Origin of the sequence: Streptomyces sp. NRRL F-5630 (genome assembly GCF_000719475.1) — a bacterium.
Classification (GTDB): Bacteria; Actinomycetota; Actinomycetes; order Streptomycetales; family Streptomycetaceae; genus Streptomyces.
On the sequence record NZ_JOGO01000042.1, the window covers coordinates 33,040 to 54,277 of the forward strand.

18 protein-coding genes and 1 pseudogene are annotated in these 21,238 nt (G+C 68.5%); 8 read left to right on the forward strand and 11 right to left on the reverse strand.

The features are described from left to right. Positions 1-98: 98 nt before the first annotated feature. The 6 genes from IF99_RS0119635 to IF99_RS0119660 all read left to right on the forward strand — a co-directional run bounded on the left by IF99_RS0119635 (position 99) and on the right by IF99_RS0119660 (position 6,288). A complete protein-coding gene (locus IF99_RS0119635) occupies positions 99-1,442 on the forward strand; it encodes a class I SAM-dependent RNA methyltransferase (protein ID WP_030997891.1) in 1,344 nt (447 codons plus the stop codon). Positions 1,443-1,821: 379 nt separating this feature from the next. Beyond that, a complete protein-coding gene (locus tag IF99_RS0119640) occupies positions 1,822-2,844 on the forward strand; it encodes a hypothetical protein (RefSeq protein WP_234340765.1) in 1,023 nt (340 codons plus the stop codon). A gap of 257 nt (positions 2,845-3,101) precedes the next feature. Then, positions 3,102-3,632, forward strand: coding sequence for a hypothetical protein (locus IF99_RS0119645; RefSeq protein ID WP_030997893.1), 531 nt, complete (start codon positions 3,102-3,104; stop codon positions 3,630-3,632). Then, on the forward strand, positions 3,626-4,381 hold the full coding sequence (locus IF99_RS0119650; protein ID WP_030997895.1) for a hypothetical protein: 756 nt from the start codon (positions 3,626-3,628) through the stop codon (positions 4,379-4,381). The genes IF99_RS0119645 and IF99_RS0119650 overlap by 7 nt, the downstream gene beginning before the upstream one ends. A 15-nt stretch (positions 4,382-4,396) precedes the next feature. Next, positions 4,397-5,047, forward strand: a complete 651-nt coding sequence (locus IF99_RS0119655; RefSeq protein WP_030997896.1) for a hypothetical protein — start codon at positions 4,397-4,399, stop codon at positions 5,045-5,047. Between the two features lie 344 nt (positions 5,048-5,391). Beyond that, positions 5,392-6,288: a DUF5655 domain-containing protein gene (locus IF99_RS0119660; protein WP_030997897.1), complete on the forward strand. Its 897-nt coding sequence runs from the start codon at positions 5,392-5,394 to the stop codon at positions 6,286-6,288. 222 nt (positions 6,289-6,510) lie between these two features. Here IF99_RS0119660 and IF99_RS34405 read toward each other — a convergent pair. Next, a pseudogene (locus IF99_RS34405) lies at positions 6,511-6,600 on the reverse strand (IS5/IS1182 family transposase); the annotation flags it as partial. Positions 6,601-6,906: 306 nt separating this feature from the next. On the opposite strand from IF99_RS34405, the gene IF99_RS0119665 reads away from it, so the two are divergent. After that, complete coding sequence (locus IF99_RS0119665; RefSeq protein WP_030997898.1) at positions 6,907-8,127, forward strand: IS256 family transposase; 1,221 nt, start codon at positions 6,907-6,909, stop codon at positions 8,125-8,127. A 177-nt stretch (positions 8,128-8,304) separates the two neighbouring features. After that, positions 8,305-8,889: a DUF6461 domain-containing protein gene (locus IF99_RS0119670; protein WP_158716628.1), complete on the forward strand. Its 585-nt coding sequence runs from the start codon at positions 8,305-8,307 to the stop codon at positions 8,887-8,889. A gap of 36 nt (positions 8,890-8,925) precedes the next feature. On the opposite strand, the gene IF99_RS35040 is transcribed toward IF99_RS0119670, so the two are convergent. From IF99_RS35040 to IF99_RS0119720, 10 genes are all read right to left on the reverse strand, one after another. After that, positions 8,926-10,581, reverse strand: coding sequence for a hypothetical protein (locus tag IF99_RS35040; protein ID WP_234340766.1), 1,656 nt, complete (start codon positions 10,579-10,581; stop codon positions 8,926-8,928). Positions 10,582-10,772: 191 nt separating this feature from the next. Further along, positions 10,773-11,888: a hypothetical protein gene (locus tag IF99_RS0119680; protein WP_030997902.1), complete on the reverse strand. Its 1,116-nt coding sequence runs from the start codon at positions 11,886-11,888 to the stop codon at positions 10,773-10,775. 4 nt (positions 11,889-11,892) lie between these two features. Further along, a complete protein-coding gene (gene fxlM, locus IF99_RS0119685; protein WP_030997903.1) occupies positions 11,893-13,935 on the reverse strand; it encodes a methyltransferase, FxLD system in 2,043 nt (680 codons plus the stop codon). A gap of 37 nt (positions 13,936-13,972) precedes the next feature. After that, positions 13,973-15,043 (reverse strand): lanthionine synthetase LanC family protein, encoded by a 1,071-nt coding sequence (locus IF99_RS0119690; protein ID WP_030997905.1) that lies wholly within the window; start codon positions 15,041-15,043, stop codon positions 13,973-13,975. Next, positions 15,040-17,079 carry a lantibiotic dehydratase family protein gene (locus tag IF99_RS0119695; protein WP_234340767.1) on the reverse strand — a complete coding sequence of 680 codons (2,040 nt, stop codon included), beginning with the start codon at positions 17,077-17,079 and terminating at the stop codon, positions 15,040-15,042. The genes IF99_RS0119690 and IF99_RS0119695 overlap by 4 nt, the downstream gene beginning before the upstream one ends. An 89-nt stretch (positions 17,080-17,168) precedes the next feature. Beyond that, entirely contained in the window at positions 17,169-17,348 is a 180-nt protein-coding gene (locus IF99_RS0119700; RefSeq protein WP_030997907.1) for an FxLD family lanthipeptide, read from the reverse strand. A gap of 494 nt (positions 17,349-17,842) precedes the next feature. Next, on the reverse strand, positions 17,843-18,355 hold the full coding sequence (locus IF99_RS0119705; protein WP_051703583.1) for a DNA-binding protein: 513 nt from the start codon (positions 18,353-18,355) through the stop codon (positions 17,843-17,845). A gap of 127 nt (positions 18,356-18,482) precedes the next feature. After that, the gene (locus tag IF99_RS0119710) at positions 18,483-19,736 is read right to left on the reverse strand and encodes an acyl-CoA dehydrogenase family protein (protein ID WP_030997909.1); all 1,254 of its coding nucleotides are present in this window, start codon (positions 19,734-19,736) and stop codon (positions 18,483-18,485) included. An 85-nt stretch (positions 19,737-19,821) separates the two neighbouring features. Further along, positions 19,822-20,454, reverse strand: a complete 633-nt coding sequence (locus tag IF99_RS0119715; RefSeq protein ID WP_030997910.1) for a GAF domain-containing protein — start codon at positions 20,452-20,454, stop codon at positions 19,822-19,824. Further along, a complete protein-coding gene (locus tag IF99_RS0119720) occupies positions 20,454-21,041 on the reverse strand; it encodes a GTP-binding protein (protein WP_037827195.1) in 588 nt (195 codons plus the stop codon). The genes IF99_RS0119715 and IF99_RS0119720 overlap by 1 nt, the downstream gene beginning before the upstream one ends. Positions 21,042-21,238 lie beyond the last annotated feature (197 nt).

Here is a 21,238-nt window from a genome sequence, read left to right on the forward strand (position 1 = left end):
TGGTCCGTACGGGGGACGGCGGACCCGTAGACTGGAAGGCTGTTGCCCTCAGCGGCCCGCCACCCCCCGCCCCACGTACGTTCAGGAGCCCCCGCCCCATGCAGGCAGAACCGAAGAAACCGCAGTCCGGGGCCTCCCTGGCGGGTCAGGAGTACGAGGTCGAGGTCGGCCCCGTCGCACACGGCGGCCACTGCGTCGCGCGTACGCAGGAGGGGCGCGTCCTCTTCGTACGGCACACCCTGCCCGGGGAGCGCGTCGTCGCGCGTGTCACCGACGGTGCCGAGGACTCCCGCTTCCTGCGCGCCGACGCCGTCGAGATCCTCGACGCGTCGAAGGACCGCATCGAGGCCCCGTGCCCCTTCGCCGGCCCCGGGCGCTGCGGCGGCTGCGACTGGCAGCACGCGAAGCCCGGCGCGCAGCGCCGCCTCAAGGCCGACGTCCTGCGCGAACAGCTCGAACGCCTCGCCGGGCTCACCCCCGAGCAGGCCAACTGGGACGGCACGGTCCTCCCGGCCGAGGGCGACAAGCTCCCCGCGGGCGAGGTGCCCGCCTGGCGCACGCGCGTCCAGTACGCGATCGACGAGGACGGCCACGCGGGCCTGCGCCGCCACCGCTCCCACGAGGTCGAGCCGATCGACCGCTGCCTCATCGCGGCCGAGGGCGTCAGCGAACTCGGCATCGAGTCACGCGACTGGAGCGGCATGGACACCGTCGAGGCGATCGCCGCGACCGGCTCCCAGGACCGCCAGGTCATCGTCACCCCGCGCCCCGGTGCCCGCCTGCCCCTCGTCCAGCTCGACAAGCCCGTCTCCGTCCTGCGCGTGGACGAGAAGGACGGCGGCGTCCACCGCGTCCACGGCCGCGCCTTCGTCCGCGAGCGGGCCGACGAGCACACCTGGCGCGTCGGCAACGGCGGTTTCTGGCAGGTCCACCCGAAGGCGGCGGACACCCTGGTGCGCGCCGCGATGCAGGGCCTGACCCCGCGCAAGGGCGAGACCGCCCTCGACCTGTACTGCGGCGTCGGCCTCTTCGCCGGAGCGCTCGCCGACCGCGTCGGCGAGAAGGGCGCGGTCCTCGGCATCGAGACGTCCAAGCGCGCCGTCGAGGACGCCCGCCACAACCTCGCCGACCACCCCCGTGTCCGCATCGAACAGGGCAAGGTCGACCAGGTCCTCCCGCGCACCGGCATCACCGAGGCCGACCTCATCGTCCTCGACCCCCCACGCGCGGGCGCCGGCAAGGCCACGGTCCGCCACCTCACCACCCTCACCCCCCGCCGCATCGCCTACATCGCCTGCGACCCCGCCGCCCTTGCCCGCGACCTGAAGCACTTCGCGGAGAACGGCTACCGCGTCCGCGTCCTGCGCGCGTTCGACCTGTTCCCGATGACGCATCATGTGGAGTGTGTCGCGATCCTTGAGCCTGCCGAAAAGGGCCGTTGACCTGCGGCTTTAGCTAGTGTGCGGGATGTGCGCTATGGGCGTTACGGGCGAAATATTGACGCTCAAATGACGCTCTCCGAGGTGTCTTGACGCTCATTTGACGCTCGTTCTGATGGCGCGTCAGGTGTGTTTCGGGATGCTGTGACCTGGGCTGCAGCGTGGGCTGAGGAACCTGCGTGGGCGGCCACGGTCCTGCCCGAGGGGTAGCGCGTCTCGGATCGTCGGGTGGGTTCCCTTGTCGGCGCGTACGGTGTGTGCCACGTCTGACCGGGTACCTGCGCCGTTCCAGGAAGGTGGCGATGCCGCCGTGCCGAGCGATTCACCGTCGCCTTACAGTGAGCGTCCCGTCGCTCAAGCGCGGAGAGCGAAGGCACGGGAGTTGGTCGAGCGGCTGTCGGCCGGAGGGCGGGTTCGGTTCACGGACCCGAGCGGCGACGAGGTCGCGGAGTGGCGGCGCGTCGTCAACTACGCGAAGCGGCACGGCATGGAGCCGGAAGGGCGCCGTATCGAGAGAATTCCGTACGGCGGGCGCGGCCTGGAGTTCTTCCTTGCTGAGGGCCCGCACCCCAACGCGCGCAGCCAGCGTCCGGCGGCGAGCGGACCGGTTCCCATGCCCGCGCGGCTGGCGCATCTTCATCCGGTTGTGGGGGCGCTGAAAGGCGACGACCAGCGCTTGGTGATGCCGTCTCCCTTGCGCCGCAGGTCACTCCTGTTGCTTCAGGGGCTCGCGGCTGAGGCGGTGCGGCGAGGCTATGAAGTGAGAGCAGTCCACTCACGGTTCTACAGGCGCGAGGGCGGAGTGGACATCGTCGTTGACGGCTTCGCCTACACCATCACCGCCAGGCAGGAGTTCCCCGAGTCCACAATTCCGGAGCGTTCCGCGCGCCTCGTAGTCGAGGTCGCGCACGGACTGACCAGGCGGTCGGGACGCTGGCGCGACCGGAAGAACAGGTTGCTCGAGCAGGCTCTGGGCGTGATCCTCGCAGAGATCGAAGAGCGTGCGGTGGAGGACGCGGAACGCAGAGCGAACGATGAACGTAGGCGGCGGGAGCGCGAGACCCGCTGGCGGGCAGCCGTGGAGGAGGCGAAGGAATCGGCGCGCCAGGAGCAACTCGCCGCGATGCTGCGTGATGAGGCCGGACGATGGCGTGAGTCTGCCCTCATCGGGGAGTACTGCGATGCCCTGGAGCGGCGTCTCGAAGTCATGGAGGCGGACGGTGACCAACAGCCCACGGGATCGCAGCTTCGTTGGCTGGAGTGGGCGCGTCGGTACGCACGGGACATCGACCCGCTGCGGCAGCCTCCGGGCATGCCGACGCCATGTGAACCGTCGCCGGATGACCTGCGGCCGTACCTGAAGGGCTGGAGTGCGTACGAGCCCAAACGCCAGGCTGGACCGTAGAACGCGGAGTTCGAGCGTGGCGGCGCGCAGGTGGGGGGGTGGGGGGGGAAGAGCGCCGTGTCGCTCAGCGGCGACGAGGAGCATTGCGGCCGCAGCGTGGCTGCGCGCCTCACGCGCGAGTGGTCACCAGGTTCCTCGCGCTCTGTATCGGAGGTGGTACGTAAAGATACCCTTGCGCTGTGCCGGGTGAAGAAGAGCACGTAAAGGGCGCCGAGGCGGTGCAACGAGTCAAGCGGTGGCTCGAAGGAACCATGCGTGTGTCCCAGTCCTACACCAACCTTGAGGGTGTATGGGCGCGGAAGCTCACCCTGCGGTGGCCGAACGGGAACGAGAATCCCTTCTCGTACGACCTCGGCGGGGTCATGCGGGGCGGCGACTGGGACGGCCAGATGTTCTGCGCCGAGGTGAAGTGGCGGCGGAACGCCAGCGACCAAGGCCCGGCCTACAAGAGCTTCCTGGCCAAGTGCTACGTGGCACTGAGTCAGGGATACATGCTCGGAGACCACTATATGTGGATCAGTTGGGCACCCTTCCGCGCCAACGACTGGGACCAGCTCACCAGCCCACAGGCGATCCGGGAGGCCGTTCTCGCGGAGTCGCTGCGCATCTTCGGTATCGAAGATCCCGAAACGGCTGCAGAGTCGATCAAGGATGAGCTCTTGGTGGACTTGTCGGACCGACTCTGGCTGGTCGTGATGTCAGAGAAGCAAGAGAAGCTGGTTCCGTTGGACGACTGGCGTGGAGTCGTGGCCAACTTCTACAACAGCCAGGGGAGGTCGGCATGGTGACGCCGGTGGCGCCGGAGATCAACAGTGCGCTCGACCACCCCGATCCCCGGCAGGCGGTCGAGCGCGTCAAGGATGTGGTGCAACGACGTCTCCTGGACGTCTATCCCACAGCCCGGATCGTGCGGACGGACTTCTTCAACCACACCTACGTGCCAGATCTGTTGCTCACATGGAGCTCCGGCGCTCACCGCTCCGAACGGCGGGTCTACCTTCGTGCCTCCGGCGATCCGGGGCTTCTGGCTTCGGATGTCCAGCTTCTCGAGCGCGAGCAGCAACCGCTGGTTGTGCCCCTTGTCCACCTGGGGACAGGGCCCGCGCGACAGCAACTGGAAGCCGTTGCCGAGGAACGTCACACCCTTGTGCTCGATCCCTCCGGGCTCGGGGCACTGCCGGCTCGCACCCCCACGAGGACACCAACCGCTCTGGCATCCGATGCGATCGTCGAGGGTGGCCGCGGCATCATGGAAGCGGGTCAAGTCGACCGCTTCCTGTACGCGGTCGGCACGGGTGTGGAGGCAGCGCGCGAAGGCCGAACGGAACCTACTCGCCTGGCCCTCTCACAGGTCTCCAGGCACACGGTGCCCGACGTCTCGCGCCGTATGTCCACATTGATGGCGGCTATGTGGCAGGGGAGCGGCCGCTCCTTGTCGGAGTTCCCGGCCAGTGTGCCCCACCTGGCGTCTCTCGACGAGACCTCGCTGAACTTGCTGCTGGCCTCTCCGGAGATCAGGGATGCGGGGTTTTGGTGACGTATCCGACCGCTCGTGGACGCCAAGACTCTTCTGCGGACAGGCATCACGGACACCCCCAACCTCCAGCAGTTGATGCGCAGCGCGGTGCAATCGTGGAAGGCGCACGTCTGCATGGTGGTGGAACCGGACTCACCGAGCACCGGTGACGCGTGGCGCTGGGTCATCAAGGATGGGCATCTTGGCCTTCACGGCCCCGGGTTCATCGCCTATGTGGCCTCCAGTCGCAAGGATCTCCACGCTCCCGAAGAATTTGACGCACCCCTACTGGCGGAGGTCCGGGAACGCGCCGCCGCTTTTTCTATCCCGTTGACATCCATCCGCATGCTGATGACAAACCGCAGTATCGGCTATGACGCGCCGGGTGAAGACGTCACTCATGACCCGCAACTGGACGGCATTAGCGCCGCGCTGGGGCGTGAAGAGGGCGTAATTGAAGCGCAGGCTCTGACATCCACCCGAGTTCCCCTGCGGTGTAATTTCATCAGCAGGATCGCCAGCCCGCCGGGAGCAAGAGCGCTTGTTCCCTTCGTTGAATTGCTGGGAACCACGCTTCGGTTGTTTCTAGGGCTGTCCAACGAGGAAGCGGCGCAGCTTGGGAATCTGCTCGACTCAGGCGAGTCGGCGCCGGCCCGTTGGGAGCAAGCGGATCTATTCGACGGCTGATTCCTGAGTTCCGCTTCCGCACTTCCATGCATTCCCGGGCAGCCCGCCGGAGCCGAAGGGCCACGGCAGGGTGCGCCTCGTGATAGAGCAGGCGCTTAGAAGGCGCCTGCTCCACCCGCTGAGCTACGGGGACTGACCTGCGTAAACGCAGCTTCCCGGCGCTGTCCCTGAGGTCGTGGGGGACGCATGGGGGAATCGCGGCTTCTCGGTGACCGGGGGACACGGACGCTCCCTGATCGTGGCCATGCGTAAGGTCTCACATCATCTTCACGCCCCCGAAGCCTCTCGCGGAAACAATCCCGCACCTCATCGGCGTTGGTGCTCTCCGAGCCGAGGAGGGGAAGGTGTCGGGCCTGAAGCTGTTCCGCATGGACACGACGAATAGCGGCATGACTGAGGTCATGCCGCGTCTTGCTGAGATCGAGGCCGATGTGCAGGGCCTTGTCGAGGCGCACGTGGAGACGCTGCTGGGCGTCCGGTTCCTGGCGAGCGAGTACAGCACGGGACCGGTGCACGGGGGCCGGATCGACTCGCTCGGGCTGGACGAGAACGGCTCGCCGGTCATCGTCGAGTACAAGCGCGGCACGGATGTCGGCGTGATCAATCAGGGCCTGTTCTACCTGGCCTGGCTGATGGACCACCGGGCGGAGTTCGAGCACCTGGTCCGCGACCGGCTCGGGGTGACGGCCGCGTCCCAGGTTCTGTGGAGCGGACCGCGCCTGATCTGTATCGCCGGCGACTTCACCCGCTACGACATGCATGCCGTGCGCGAGCACCGGCGCTCGATCGACCTGGTTCGCTACCGACTCTTCGGCCGGGACCTGGTCGGGCTTGAGACCGTGGCCTCCGTGAGCGGCGGCATGCAGGTGGCCCGCCGGGCACGGCGCGGGGCGGTCGCCGGGGCGGCGGTTGATGCCCAGGGTGCGGCGATGCGCGAGTTGGCGGGCGCGGTAGACGAGGCCCTGATCGGGCTCGGGGACGGCGTGAACCGGGTGGAGCGCAAGACCTACCGGGCCTATCAGCGGCTGCGGAACTTCGCCTGCCTGTGCCCGCCGCAGCGCAGCAAGCTGCTGGTGTATCTGAAGGTGAACCCGCAGGAGATCGACCTTGTCCCGGGCTTCACCCGCGACGTGTCTGGTCTCGGTCACCACGGGACGGGTGATCTGGAGGTGCAGCTGCGTACCCCGAGGGATGTCGAGCGGGCGCAGGAGTTGTTCAGGGCAAGCTACGCGGCGGCGTGATCGCCCGGTGCTGCTGGCCTCGTGACGGGCTGCGCTACGTGTCGTGTCTGCGGTCGTGGGAGAAGCCTCTCAACGTACGGGCAGGGCGTGGCGGTGGACTATCTATGGTGCGCGGGATCGCCGGTTTGGCCAACCGGCGATCCCGCGCTATGTTGCGCGTCCTTGCCCAGGTCGGTGGCCTACGGTGCCGAATCTGCAGAACGGACCCACTAACACAGTCTCCTACATGGTCAGTTTGAGGAACCGTTTGTAGCAGCAGAGAGCGGCTGCGAGGCCGAGGAAGGCCAGGTAGTTGCGGGGATCGCGTTCGTAAGGTCCACCCGAGCGGGCTACTGCTGCTCACGGCCCGAATTCCACGGAGCCGGTGCGGGCAACTGGCGGCTGTATCTCTATGGCGCGCCCAAGCCGCACGACCCCGCGATTACGCCCGGGACAGGCTGCTCGTGAACCCCGTCTGGGATGGCGTCCCGCTGTGTGGTGTAGGGGATCTTCGCGGTTGAGTGCGCGGGTTCTGCTCCCTGGGGTGCACCGTCTGCCGGCGTCTGCTCCCTGCTCAACTGGCAGGCCACCGTGCAACTGTCGGGAGTGAACGGGCAGTTCGATCCCAGGGGGTGCACGGTGGCCTTGTCCCAGCATGACCTACTTCGCCTGCTTGAGTCACTACGTTCGGCTGATGGTCTTGAACTCGTCCGCGAGGTCGCCGAGAGGCTGCTGCAGGAACTGATCGAGGCCGAGGTCACCACGAAGATCGGCGCCGAGTGGGGCGAACACACCGACACTCGCACCACCTGGCGCAACGGACACCGTGAGAAGACAGTGACCACACAGGCCGGTGACCTGGAACTCGCCATCCCGAAACTGCGGGCCGGAAGCTTCTTCCCCAGCCTCCTCAAGCGCCGCCGGCGCATCGACCAGGCCCTCTACGCGGTCATCATGGAGGCGTACGTCCACGGCGTCTCCACCCGCTCCGTCGACGACCTGGTCAAAGCCCTCGGCTCGGACACCGGGATATCCAAGAGTGAGGTCTCCCGGATCTGCGCTGAGCTCGACGAACAGCTGGACGCCTTCCGCACCCGCCCGCTGGACCACATCCGGTTCCCCTACCTGTTCCTCGACGCCACCTACGTCAAGGCCCGCGTCGACCACCGCATCGTCTCCCAGGCCGTCGTCATCGCCACCGGCGTCACCCAGGACGGCGGCCGCGAAGTCGTCGGCGTCATGGTCGGCGACAGCGAGACCGAAGCCTTCTGGGCCCAGTTCCTGCGTCACCTGCGAGAACGCGGACTGGGTGGCGTCCGCCTGGTCATCTCCGACAGTCACAGTGGTCTGGTCAAAGCGATCCGCAAGGTCATGCTCGGCGCCGCCTGGCAGCGCTGCCGGGTCCACTTCGTCCGCAACGTCTTCGCCGTGATCCCGAAAGGGTCGGCGGAGATGGTCGCCGCGACGATCCGCACGGTCTTCGCCCAGCCCACCGCGGACGCCGTCCGCACCCAGCTCGACACCGTCGCCGACATGCTCGGCCGCCAGTTCCCCAAGGTCAGAGAGATGCTGCTGGAGGCCAAGGAAGACCTCACCGCGTTCGCGGACTTCCCCCACCAGCACTGGAAGAAGATCCAGTCCACCAACCCACTGGAGCGGCTGAACCGGGAGATCAAACGCTGCACCGACGTCGTCCAGGTGTTCCCGAACCCGCCCGCAGTCCTCCGCCTCGCGACCGCGGTCCTCGCCGAACTCCACGACGAATGGATCGCCTTCCCCCGCCGTTACCTCTCCAACGAGAGCATGGACGCCCTCTATCCCGACGACACGATCCTCCTACCCGCCACGTCAGACGACTGATCGCCCACACCACGACAAGGGACATGACCCCGTCTGGTGGCGACTCCGGCTTCGGTGAGGGCTGAACGTTACAGTGGTCTTGTCTGTCCTCAACAGTCTTACTAGCGCCCGGACATGGCATGGCACCGAGGTACGAGTACGGCGCGTGATGACCGCGTAGCCGAAGGAGGAAGAGAAGTGGCGAAATCAAGACTCGCCGATTGTGTGCCCTTGGATCTGTTCGGCATCACATGCGTCCGGTGGCTCTCGCCTGATGATGTGGTCGCCCGGCTGGACGTCGCCGGTCAAGCTCCGTACCCGCAATTTACGGACGAGGAGGCGATCCAGCATTTCGGGCACGGCTTCGAGTCACCCGCAGTGCGAGTGTGTGGCAGCGGGGAATGGACCATCCTTCTGGATGTCGAAGCCCACGGGCGGCTGCTGCAGACCCCAGTGCTCACCCGCCTGTCGGTTGGGACCGAGGCGGTTTCGGTCTGGAAACTGCTGGACAGTACTACTCAGATCTCGCATGCGCGTGACGGGGAACTCCTGGCTCACTTCAACGCCTGGATGTTTGAGCCAGCAGAGGGCATCGATGCCTCGCGCCTCAACCATGCTCTGAGCGACGTCGGGTTCTTTCTTGAGGAGAACTGGGAATCCGACGAATGGTCCGCGCCCGATAGCGCGCTCCTGGCGCTGGAGCGGGAGTTCGGCCTGGTGCTGCCACCCGAGATCGCTCACGGCCCCCTGCCGACGGTCAGCCTCCGGCACGTGCGAGGCTGACCGTCGATGTGTCCTGTCTGCTGATGCAGCGAGCCGTCAGAAGGTGATGCTCAGCCAGAACGGGTCGTTGTCTGCCAGCCGCTGCCTCACGACGAAAGCCCCGTAGGCGCCACCCGCGTCTGTGTTGAGAGCCTTGGGGATGTGTCCACGCACACATTTTTCGCTGCCGGTGACAGTTCCGACAGTGGTCACGGTGGGCCAGTCCGTGGCCAAGTCACCCGTAGTATCTGCGCGAACTGCCGTTACCTGTGCGCAGTCCTTGCCATGGGTGATGCCGTTGAGGGCGCCGCTTTCGTAGTTGCCAGCGAAGGGGAACTCGTCGCAGGAATCGTCCTGCACGTTGGGGTCCTTGGTGAACTTGGAGGTTCCGCAGATGATGTTCCGGTTCCCCGCCGACTGAGTCTCACCCTGCAGGCGGTGGAGGGGCTGGCCGGTGCCGCGCAGTCCCCAGTGGCCAGAGAGGTTCTTCTGGGCCCATTCGATCATGTCGGCTGACGCGCCGTACTCGGATCGTGGGAGGCGCAGCGTCGGGGTGTACCAGGGCACCACGCAACCGGCATTGTTGGGAAGAGAGATCTTGTTGTCGCAGCGGACTTCGGCGCCGCCCCACGTGATGGGTGGCAGCAGGTCGATGGCGTTGGGTGAGCCGATGCGGAGCTGGTAGTCGATGTCGATGTACTCGTAGACCGTTGAGGGCTGGTCAGTGAGGGTGTAGGTGCTCTTGAGGTTTTGACCGACGCTGATAGGGGCCGTGGTCCAGGGTTTCGTCGTACCAGGGGTGCAAGAGGAGGAACAGTTGGTGGTCCACGACACTCCCAGGCCGGCAGGCAGTGTCCCTGTGGACGACAGCATGGTGATCTGGTCAGTCTCGGTCCACTGCAGACTGGTTGTGGCCAAGTCCAGTTGCTGCGCGGTGGCGAACAGGGCAGTGCCGAGCAGCTTGTTGTCACTGCTGAAATAGGAGTACTTCACGTTCGGGTCGATCTGGCACTGCATGGTGCGGGTGGCGTACCAGGCTCCGTCCTCGTCGCCTGTGCACTCATTGACTGGCAGCGGAACATCCAGCACCGCGGAGGTAGCTGCGCCCTTACCGAGGGCTGTCTTGCCCTCTGCTGGAGAGAGCCAGGTCAGGCAGCCGTATGCCTGCGCCGAGTCGGAGGCGCGCATGGCTTGTTTCCGGGCCTTCTCGCAGTCTGCCTCGTTGAGGCCGGGCCGACTGCCGCTGCTGTCCAAGCGTTTTTTGTCTAATGGAGAGGAGACGTCACTGATCGAGGACCCCGAGGCTCGTTCACGGGTGTCCGCAGCGGAGGCCGTCGACTGAACTGCCACCCCCGCGACGAGCGCGGATGTGACCAGGGCAGGCAGGAGAATGCGTCTTATCACAGAAGACCTTTCACGCAGCATCGCTCGACCGCCGGAAGGCCCGGCGACTCTCAGGGGGGACCTGCGACATGCTCGCAGCCCAAGTTGAGCACGAGCAAGGCCATTCATCAGGAATAAATGGGCCTTGTCCAGACGGCGCATCTGCTTCACCCAGCCCTTCGGGCTCACGGTCTCGATGACCACGGTGTCCGGATGCTCCAGTCCCGTCACCTCCCCGACCAGAGGGGCGACGGCTCGCACGGTCTCCTCCAGGTCCTTCGCGACCGCGGTAAATTCCGTGCCTGCGTGATCTTCGATCAAAATGTTCATTCATGCCCCTTTTATGGTTTGGTTGTCGTTGTTCTGCCCGGCGGAGCGGAGGGCGGCTCCTGCGCCGGGGGTCTGCCCCGTCCGGCCGTCTGCGGGTCAGACCACTGGCCGGACAGGAGTCGGATGGCGAGAAGGAATCCGCTAACAGGCCAATGAGTTCGATCGGCCCGTGGCGCACGGCTTCTGCCGCATCAGGGCGTCGCGCCGGTCCGCTCTTGCAGCAGCCTTGCCAGCTTCTTCTCCGCGAGATCGACCGCGCCTGTCAGGAGTACGTGGTCGCGGGCGGACAGAACGCCGGCTCCCAGTCCGGCTGCCGCGATCACCGTTGTCAGCCCGGCTGTCGCTTCGTCGTCCAGGGCTGACGCGGCGAGCGGGTGGTGCAGAGCGTCTCGTGCTGCGTAGGCGTCGAGTCGGGCGACGCTGACAAGACCGTCGAGTATCCGGGCGGCATGGCGTCCGGAGTGGTCCAGTTCCAGGGCTGACAGGGCCGTCCGGGTCTGGAAGACGGCGGTCGGTGGATCGGGCTGGGCAAGAAGTTGGGCGACTTCATCAAAGGTGCGGTCCAGATCAGCTTCGGGGACGGGGGCGTTGGTGGGCCGGCAGTGGGCGCGGAGGAGGAGCGCGACGGCCACCTCCCAGGGTTCGGTGGGCTGCGTGGTGTCGATCAGGTCACGGGCCTGCTGGTCCAGGCCCTGCTCCATGAGGGCCATGATCTTGATCTGGCGGCCGTCGAGGAGCCGGTTGCCGATGCCGCGGTGCTGGGCCATGGCGTCGGCGGCTTGGGTCCACCGTCCGATTCGGGCGAGGGCGCGGGCGCCATCCACGAGCAGGGTTAGGTAAAGCTCCTGGCACACCGTGCGGTGGTCCTCGTGGGCGCCGGTCAGGGGTGAGAGGTCGACGGTTCGGCCGCCGATCTCGGTCTTCTTCCGCTGCCGAGCGGCGTGGCTGAGGCGGACCAGCAGTTCGTAGGCGGCCTCACCTTGGCCGTCGCGGGTCAGCAGCCGGGAGAGGTTGACCAGCGGCATCAACGACATGACGGCGACCCGACCGCGCAGGCTTCCGGCGTCGGCGAAGACTTGGTGCTGGCGCCAGCACAGATCCTCGGCCAGGCGGGGAAGACCGGTGTCGGAGGCGATGAGTGCTGCGTAGTTGAGGACTCCGCAGGTGCGGGCCACTAGGTCGTGGTGGCCCGCACCTGCCGGCGCGACGGTCAGCCCGGTGAGGTGGTTGATGCGCTGCTCCAGGGGGAGCGCTGGCGCCTTGGTGCGGCGGACCAGGGGGATGCGGCTGGCTATCGCGGGGATCATCTGCTCAGCCCTTGCGCGCCCAGTCGACGACCAGTCGGCTGTAGGGCTTGTCGACGACGAAGCGCGGGTCGTCGCCCGTCAGCCGGTCACGCGAGTCCGCTACGGCCATCCGAAAGCCCGGCTCGGGGGTGTCATTGCCGCCGCTTGCGTCCCAGGCGCGGATCTCGTGCACGACGCGCTCGGCGAGGTTGGTGCCGCCCTCGCCGTGGCCGATGACGCCGACCTCCCAGTACCGGCCCTTCTCGTCCTCGCCCTCACGGATGGTCAGGTACGCGAGCGACCCGCCGTCGAGGGCGGCCATGGAGCCCCAGCCGAAGTGCGGGGTGAAGCCGGGGCGCTGGCCCGGCAGACGGGACAGGCCGTTGGGCAGCACGCAGGTCAGGTACAGGTACAGCCACTCCCACGCCGAGCCTTGGCGAAACTTCACCCCGGTGTAGATCTTGGTCTGCTGCTGGTCGAGGACGGTACGCAAGGCGTCGCGGTCGACGTCCTGCTCGCTGAACGTCTCCAGGCGCACGTTGCCCTCGCCGGCCATCGACACCAGCGTGTACACGTCGTCGCAGACGCCCTTGCGCAGCGGGATGAAGGTGGCCATCTCGCAGGAGTCGGTCTTCCAAGTGTCGCCGTCGCGTTCGAAGGCGAAGGAGCGGGAGATGCTGCCGCGGATGCGCATCGGCAGGACCAGGCGCCCGCCGGGGGCGAGCTGGTCGAGGATCTTCACGGGGACGTCGCCGGCGCCGACGGTGAAGATGATCCGGTCGTAGGGGGCGTGTTCGGGCAGTCCGGCCGCGCCGTCGGCCATGACCGCGGTGGCGTTGTCGATGCCGGCTTCGGAGAGGTTCTTGTTCGCGCCGACGACGAGGTCCTGGTCGACGTCGAGGGTCCACACCTGCCCGCCGGGGGAGACGATCTTGCTGAGGAGGGCGGCGTTGTAGCCGGTGGCGGCTCCGGCTTCCAGGATCTTGTGGCCGGGCTGGGCGCCGAGCTGTTCGAGTTGGGTGGCGACGATGGACGGCGCGGAGATGCAGGAGATCATCTCTTCGTGCTCGTCGTGCTTGATCGGGACCGCGTCCTCCTTGTACGCGCTCTCCAGGTCGACGCCGGGCAGGAAGGCGTGCCGGTCGGTGGTGCGGAAGGCATCGATGGCCGCCTGGCTGCGTAGGTGGCCGCTGTCGGCGAGCCGCTGGGCGAGGGCTTCGCGCAGCTGGCTGGGGTCGGTTTCGGGTGTCACGGTGGTCTCCATTCGGGGGAGGTTAGGGTCCGCGGAGGCGGACTTGCGGGTAGACACGTCGCCTTCTCCGCTGGAGAAGGCGACGTGACGGCCGAGCCACGCGGTGGCGGCCTGCGCGTCGGCAGGCACGCCTGCGCGGTTGAACGCGAAGATCGCGTGATGGGCGATGACGCCCCGGATTCCGCGTATCAGCCGGCCGTCTGCGGCGAGCCGGCGCAGCCGACGGCCGGCGTCCTCGAACGCGGTGACGCGCTCGACCCAGCCGGCTTCCGCGTCGGGGCGTAGGGCGGCGTCCGCGTTCATCAGCTGCCGCATCGCGGAGGCGGCCTGCTTCAGCGCGGGGCCCTGGGGCGGGGTGATGGGGGGACGTAGGGCGGCCCATTGGGCGTAGACGTCTCCTGCTTCGAACGGGTCCAGCCCGGCCTCGCGGATCATGGCGGACAGCAGCATCACGCTGCGCTCGCGGGCGCCGGGGCTGCCGGTCTCGGAGAGCGCGATCGGGCTGTCGGCGCAGAACACCTCGTGCGCAACCTCCATGCTCTCGGGGCCGCCGAAGGCGTGCGTCTCCGGCTCGTAGATACCGCCCACCCAGCCGGTGATCACTCCGTCGGCGACGAGCTGGTCCAGCAAGTTGGCGACGGGCTGTTCGGTGCGCAGGCGCACGCCGGCGTCCTTGCGCAGGAAGTGAAAGCGGTGTTTGGCCAGCGCGCACGCCAGGGCCCGAGCAGCGTCCATGTGCGGATCGGCGAAGGCCACGGATGCGTGCCACCAGGACGTGGCCGGCAGGGTCGGCAGGTTCTCGTCGTCGAAGGTCATGGGGAGGTAACTCCTTGCACGTCGGCAGGTTCGGGGGTCAGGTGAGCAGGAGGGCGCGGCTCCAGCCGGTGGCATCGGCGGCCTGCAGGGCGAGTTGGGCTCCGGCGCGGCCTTCCATGAATCCGGGTTTGGGCAGGCGCTCCCAGCTGGTGGCCAGCCGTCGGTGCAGTTCCTGGATGATCGGGCTGAAGCGGTCGGGTGCTGGGCTGTCGGCGGCGACCGCGCGGGTAAGCGTCAGCAGCCCGGCCCAGCCGTGGCAGAGCGTGGAGTCGGTGATGCGGGCGAGGTGCAGCGGGTCGGTCAGGGTGGTCTTGATGGTGTCCTCGGCCGCCCGGCGGCGGGCGGGGTCGCCGAGGGCGAGCGCGGCGAGCTGCTGGGCGCGGGCAATGCCGGGCTGGCCGTAGCACCAGGACTGGCGGGTCGGCTCAGGCGCGGGCGGCTGGACGGCGTCCAGGTGGGCTGCGGTGGACCAGTAGTGTGCGCCGTACCGGTCGAGCCAGGTCGCGAAGGTGTCGACGGCTTCCACCTGACCGGGGACGCTGATGCCGTCGCGCAGAGCGAGGGAGAGCACGGCAAGGGGCCCGGCGATGCCGTGAGCCATCCCGTTATTGCCGTGCCCGCCGGCCATCTCCTCCCCGTCCGGGCCGACAGGCGACCACCACCCGGGCACTGTCCGGCCGTCACCGGGGGTGGGGTGGGCGAGCGCGACGAGGCAGGCGAGCACGTCGGGCAGCCGGGGCACGGGCGGTTGTCGGGAGAGCAGGAGGGCGGCGAGACCGGTCAGGCCGCGGATGAGGTCCCATTCGGCGAGGTGGGGCAGCGCGCCGGCCGCCTGGCGGCGGTGGGCGGCGGCGAGCCGGGCGTCCACGACGCGGTCGACGGCCGCGCGGACGTTGTCGTCGGCTCTGTGGGCGCGAGCCAGGACGAACTCCAGGGCGGGCGCGCCGTGGAAGAGGCTGGCGTTGTTGCCGGTGCTCACCCCTCGGGCGGTGGCCTGGGCGAGGTGGCGGCGGGCGGTGGACAGGTCGCGGCGCTCGATGTCGAGCAGGGCCATCCCCAGGGCACCCTCGGACAGGTCCTGCGTGCGAGGCCCGGTCGTCGCGGTCATGAGCGCCTGGCCAGGGGGACGACGATGCTGTGGGCCCGGCCGCCGATCCACCCGTCGGCGTCCGGCGGGGGCGCGTCGTGCAAGGTGGCGATGCCGAAGGGGCTGGCGTCCAGGTGCGCGCGCAGGAGGTCCAGGTCGACGTCGCGAGCGAGGTCGAGGGGCAGCTGCTGGTCGTCCTCGGCGAGCAGGACCCGCTCCGGCACCCGGAACCGGGCACGCCAAGCGTGGAGTTGGTGCGCCCACTGCTGGAGAGGTGCGGTGCGGGCAGGGAGCGTGCGGCTGCGGATCTTCCAGCGGGCGGCGGTGAGGATGGTGCGCCGGTAGGTGAGGGCCGGGGTGAAGGGCAGGGTCCAGGCGGCTCCCCAGTCGAACCAGGTCACCTGCGGGGAGGCGGCCCGGCTGATCTCGCCGAGGAAGCGGGCCATCGGCGGGGTGTAGTTGTTCCACAGGAAGTTGATGGCGGTGGGGGCCAGTAGCTCCAGCGGTTTGCCCGTCGCGGATTCCACCAGCTGGGCGCGGCCGTCGGTGACGGTGACCGCGAGGTCGCGGGGGAAGAGGACGTGCGGGGCGGGGCGGCGGAATTCGCCGACGCTCACGATCCGGGGCGGGGCCTGGGGCGCGCGGGTGAGCAGGTCGGCCGCCACCCGTCCGGCGTGGAAGGAGAGCTGCGCGAGTTCCGCCTCCGGATCGACGGTGGGCAGATGCGCGTACGCCGTCTCGGTGCCGGGGAAGAGGTGCCAGAACCGGCCGGTCATCGATCCGGCTGAGCGGGAGACGGTCAGCACGCGCAGCCGGAAGTCGCCCCGGTCCAGGGCCGGAGCGGAGGCGGCGTGAACCTGTGCGGCCAGTTCGAGGTGGGGCGCCAGGTCGCGGGGCTTGTCACCCGCCGCTGCTTCCAGTTCCTCGATCATCGCCCCAGTCATCGCGACGGTGCGGCTGCCTTCGACGGCTGCGGTGCCGGCCAGCTCCAGCAGCAGGCGGTCGCGCCGGGACATCGGCCGGGGCGGTTCGCTCGCCGTGACGAATCCGGCCGGGAAGCCCACGCCCCGGTCGGGGTCCGTCACCGCCTCCACCGGCACCCCGGTGTTCTCGCCGTAGCGTTCGGAGAACTGCTCGATCCACCGCCGCCAAGTCGGTGTCCCGGCCGGATGAGTTACCAGGCGGGCCAGAACGGTCGCTGCGGTCTCTGCCTCGGTCAGCACCCGCTCGGACACCCGCACGGCGGCGTCCAACCGCACGTCGCATGCTGTCCGCAGGCTGGCCGTCTGCGCGCGTGCCGCGGGCGGCAGGACATCGGTGGGGTCGGCGGCGGTGGCGGGCGCGCGCAACGAGGAGCGCAACACCCGCACCCGCAGCAGTTCACCGAGCAGCCGGCCGCGCGCGGCACTGCCCACTGCGGGGAACTCTGCGGCCAGCTTGTCGGACAAGTGGCGAAACCCGATCGGCGACCGGGCTAGGTCGAGTACCAGACGCAGCGCGGGGCTGAGAGCGAGGCGGAACTCAGCGTCGCCCTCGGAGGGCACGTGGATGTGCTGGTCGCGCTGCTGGATCAGGGTGTTGACGCAGACCTCGGCGTCGGCCATGCGTGCCGCATCGCTCTCCCAGGCACTGAGCATCTCCTCCAGCCCGACCGGATCGGGGCGGGCCACGGCCTGGTGCTCGTCGCCGATGCGGACGTACGTGGTCTGGCCGAAGCAGAGCGGGGTGACGCCGGCGAAAAGACCGTAAGGGGTCGAGCGGTGGGCGTAGCGGATCGCGTAGCGGGCAGTGGCCAGCGCCGCCCGGCGCATCCGACGCGCCTTCGGTGTGCGGCCGTCGATGATGGCCTGCACCTGGTCCGCCAGGTGAGGGCTCGCCTGCGACACGGCCCGACGGAAGCCGGTGTCGGACCACACCGTGCTCAGCCACATGCGCCACTCGTCCGCGAGCGCCGTGGTTGCGGGCCATGGCGGCATGGCGGGCTCGCTCGTGTGCACCGCGGCGCGCAGCATGGCCTGTCCCGTGGCCTCGTACAGAGTGGGCCGTCGCCGTGTCATCAGGGCTCTCCTCATCTTCTGGCGTGGCGGGCTGGGCGGGCCGGACGGGGAGAGCCCCCGTCCGGCCCTCGTTGCCGGGGCGTCCCGGCTTACGAGGTGGTGCAGGCGCTGGGGCAGGAGCTGCCGCAGGTGTCGCCCGTGCTGCACATCAGGACCGTCTCGGTCGCCGGCGTGCCCTCGATGAAGGTGATGTCGAGCCCGAACGGGTCGACATCGGCCTTCACGAGGCCCGCCTGCTCGGGAGGGGTCGGACTCTGGGTGGCGGTCATGTATGCCTCCTATGAGTGGGTGTTGCGGGATGCCGAGGCTCGTTCGGACCTCGGGGTCTGCTACCAGGTGGCGACGGCGGGGAAAGCCTCTGAGCAGTCGCCCGCCCGGGAGTCGGTGGGGTGGCGTCAGGCCGTAGCAACCTGCGCCCGCCGGGGATTCTTAGCGGCCTTGTCCAGCGCTGGGACGACGCCTTCGGCCTGCTCATCGCTCTCGGCGGCCACTTCTCCAGACACGAAAGCCGGTGTCTGGCTGAGCGGTCAGGGAAGGACGCGGAGTCCGGAAGGCGACGGGACCTAGCCAAGCCGTCAGCGTGCTCCGGGCTGTCCTTCAGGTGTCCGGCCCGGAAGTTGCTTAAGTCCATCCGCCGAATGCCTGAGCTGGCGGCGTTCTACTCTGCGGCGTGGTTGAGGATCTCTGCGAAACGTCCGGCGTTTATGCGGATCCGCAGGATGTGGTGGTCGGACAGGTCAGGGTCGACCTCGATCCGCACGCTTCACGGTGCGGGAGATCGCGGCCGGGGTGCCGTTGTCGCTGGCTGCCCAGTAGCGGGCCACGTGCCCAGCAGGCCCCACGCGTGAGCCAGGACGACGAGCTGCGTGACATCGGCGGCCCCCGTCTCGTCGAGCAATTGGTCGATCGCGGATCGGACGTCGGCGGGCGCGAGTCTGGCTGCGAGGGCGACGTCGCTGGAGTCGCTGTGCTCAGCTACCGCCCGCAGCAGCAGCAGTTGCTCCGCGTTGAGTTCCGGTGTTGGCCTGTCAGAAGTGGGCAGGGCAACCTGCTCGGCAACCAACAGGAGGTGGACGAGCACCTGCGGTTTGCAGCGGGGCGGGCAGTGCACGCTGTCGCGGATGTCGCGAATGTACTGGCGGATTGTGCCCACCGTCAGACCGGTTCGTGTGGCGATCTCGCAGGTGGTGAGCCCGTCCACGAGGTGTTGCGCGATGCGTTGCAGGGCCGGTTGCAGGGGTGTGATCGGTGCTCGGGTCGCGATGAGCGGAGTCACGGATGTCTCTTTCTCGGTTTGGATGACGGTCACCGAAGGGGGTCTGTCGACCTCAGCTGGGGGGCGAGGGCTGGCGGGGCGGGCCTGTGCGTGGCGCTGGGGTTCACGGGGCGCCGCGCACGGGGGCTCATGCGGCGGTCGGGTCGGGGTGTGCCCAGGCTGCTTCGGCGGCGAGGCGTTCGGACCACTGGATGTGGTCCTCGTCGAAGGCTGCGTCGGCCAGGCGGATGCGCTGGACTTCACCGGTACCGGCCGGTGGGTAGGTGTGCTGGATGTCGCGCCACAGACGCTGGAGGAGGTAGTCGCCGTCGAGGGCGTGGGCGCCGTGCAGTTCCATGGCGTCCTGGGCGGACTGCACGGCCCACTTGTGGCCGAGGTATTTGGCGTTGATCAGGTCGGCGTCGCAGGACAGCCCCTGATCGAGGAGGTGAACGGCCTGGTAGGCGAGTATCCGGGCGGCGCGCAGGCGGGCCTCCATGTCGCCGACGCGGTCCCGCAGAACGGGCAGGTCGGACAGGGTGCCCTGGTAGCGGGGACGGGTCTTGAGACGGGCGGTGGTGGTGTCCACGGCGGCTTCATGGAGGCCGAGGCTGAGGGCGGCCAGGTTGGGGCGGCCGTAGAGGATGCTGCTGCTCTGGGCAACGGCCAGTCCCTGGCCTACCTCACCGACCATGTTGTCCTCGGGGACGCGGACGTGATCGAGGTCGAGGCGGCCGGCGGAGAAGCCGTGCAGGCCGAGGCCGGGACGATGGGCGGGGACGGAGAGCCCGGGGCGGTCGGCTTCGACCATGAACGCGGTCAGCGCCTGCGAGGTGCTCACTTTCGGTGCGGCGGTGCGGGCGATGACGAGGTGGGCCCCCGCCACGTGGCTGTTGCCGATATGGATTTTGCTGCCGGTGATCACCCACTCGTTGCCGACGCGTTCGGCCGTGGTTTCGATACCGCCGATGTGCCCCCCGGCGTGTGGTTCGGTCACGGCGATCGATAGCAGCAGGGAGCCGTCCCCGACCTGGGGAAGCCAGCGGCCCTTCTGCTCGTAGGAGGCGAAGTGCAGCAGGGCACCGGCGGGGATGAGGGTGGCTTGCAGGATGGCCGCGGCAGCCGCCGAGACCCGCGCGATGCGGTGGACCAGGATCGTCTTGGCCACGTGTCCGGCGCCCAGCCCGCCGAAGACGTCCGGGACGGTGACGGCGAACCAGCCCCGGACGGCCATCAGGCCGGCGACCTTGCGCTCCACCCTGCCCGGAGCGGCCTCCATCCGCGCGGCGCACGGCATGACGTGCTCGGCCGCGAAGGCGTCCGCCTCCTGCCACAGCAGGTCGTGGCGGGCGGTGAGGTAGGGACGCAGCGCCGGTGGCGGCGTGGTGGGTGTGGCGGGCATGGTCTCCCTCTCCCTGGATGAAGGTCGCAACGCGTGGAGCGGCCGGGGATCGCCTGCGGCTCCCGGGTGGGGGTGGTGGAACGGCCTAGCGGACGGGGGCGCGGGTGATGTGGTCCATCACCTGCGCACTGGCGTCGATGACGATGTCCCGCAGAGGGCGGGCCTCGGCCAGAGGCCGCATCTCGGGGTCGATGACGCACACCGTGCCCAGCACCGTGCCGCTGTCGTGGATCAGTGGAGCACCGAAGTAGGAACGGATCCCGACGGCGTCAACCACCGCATTGCCGCTGAAGCGCGGTGAGGCGTGAACATCGTGCAGCGGGAGGGCCTTTTTGCGGGCCATGACTTCCGGGCACCAGCCGTGGTCCCGGCTCATGGTGCGGCCGACGATCACGTACCCGCTGTCCGCGGGCGGCTGGTGCAGTCCGATGAAGGTCTGCTCCTCCAGGAACAGATTGACGAACCCGTACAGGAACCCGGCCTTCTCAGCCATGTCGCGGGCCAGGTCGTCGAAGTCCTCGTTGGCCACCGGGGGCACGCCCAGGCGGTTGAGCAGCTCGTAACGCTGCGCCAGCTCCAGCGACTGCTGAGGCCGCTGGCTGGTGAGGGCGGTGGTGAACGGACCGCGGGTGGTGTCCCGCATGTCGCGCCACGGCAAGGACCCTGCGGACGGGGCGGTCTGCGGTGCGCGGTAGGGGTCGCTGGGGTGCTGTGACATCAGGCGTCCTGGAGGGTCGTGGATGGGGCGTGACCAGTGCGATTGGTGGTGGCGCTGTTCACGGCGTGGTCGACGAGGGTCAGCAGAACGCCGGCGACGTGATTCGTGTCGCGGGCGTCGCAGGTGACCACAGGTACGGCGGAGGGGAGTTCGAGAGCGGTGCGGACCTGCTCGGGGTGGTAGCGGTGCGCCCCGTCGAACTGGTTGATGGCGACGACGAAGGGCAGGCCCATGGCTTCGAAGAAGTTGACGGGGGTGAAGCTGCTCTCCAAGCGGCGGGTGTCGACCAGGACGATCGCGCCGATGGCTCCGCGGGAGAGGTCGTACCAGAGGTCGACGAACCGGTCCTGGCCCGGCGTGCCGAACAGGAACAGTTCCAGAGGCATCGGCGCGTCGGGCAGGGTGAGCCGGCCGAAGTCGAAGGCGACGGTCGTGGTCTGCTTCGCTTCGATGCCCGCCAGGCTGTCGACGTCCGTGCTCGCCTCGGTCAGGTACTCCTCTGTGCTCAGAGGTGTGATCTCGCTGACGGCGCCCACGGCGGTGGTCTTGCCGGCGCCGAAGCCCCCGGCGATCACGATCTTCAGCACGGTCGGCGCACCGGCCCGTGGGTGCGGCGAAACCGTGGTCGGGTCATCCGGCCTGGGGATAGGCGACGGCATCAGGCCACTTCCTCTTCAAGCCCGCAGAAAGGGCTGCCAGCAGTTGGGGAGTCGGACCGGACCCTTCGCCGGTATCGGCATAGGGGTGGGTCAGGGGGACGACGAGGGCGTTGGCGTCAAGGAGA

Coding starts and splice junctions, on each gene's coding strand:
- IF99_RS0119635 (WP_030997891.1), top strand. CDS start 99: ATGCAGGCAGAACCGAAGAAACCGCAGTCCGGGGCCTCCCTGGCGGGT.
- IF99_RS0119650 (WP_030997895.1), top strand. CDS start 3,626: ATGGTGACGCCGGTGGCGCCGGAGATCAACAGTGCGCTCGACCACCCC.
- IF99_RS35040 (WP_234340766.1), bottom strand. CDS start 10,581: ATGAACATTTTGATCGAAGATCACGCAGGCACGGAATTTACCGCGGTC.
- IF99_RS0119680 (WP_030997902.1), bottom strand. CDS start 11,888: ATGATCCCCGCGATAGCCAGCCGCATCCCCCTGGTCCGCCGCACCAAG.
- fxlM (WP_030997903.1), bottom strand. CDS start 13,935: ATGACCTTCGACGACGAGAACCTGCCGACCCTGCCGGCCACGTCCTGG.
- IF99_RS0119690 (WP_030997905.1), bottom strand. CDS start 15,043: ATGACCGCGACGACCGGGCCTCGCACGCAGGACCTGTCCGAGGGTGCC.
- IF99_RS0119695 (WP_234340767.1), bottom strand. CDS start 17,079: ATGACACGGCGACGGCCCACTCTGTACGAGGCCACGGGACAGGCCATG.
- IF99_RS0119700 (WP_030997907.1), bottom strand. CDS start 17,348: ATGACCGCCACCCAGAGTCCGACCCCTCCCGAGCAGGCGGGCCTCGTG.
- IF99_RS0119710 (WP_030997909.1), bottom strand. CDS start 19,736: ATGCCCGCCACACCCACCACGCCGCCACCGGCGCTGCGTCCCTACCTC.
- IF99_RS0119715 (WP_030997910.1), bottom strand. CDS start 20,454: ATGTCACAGCACCCCAGCGACCCCTACCGCGCACCGCAGACCGCCCCG.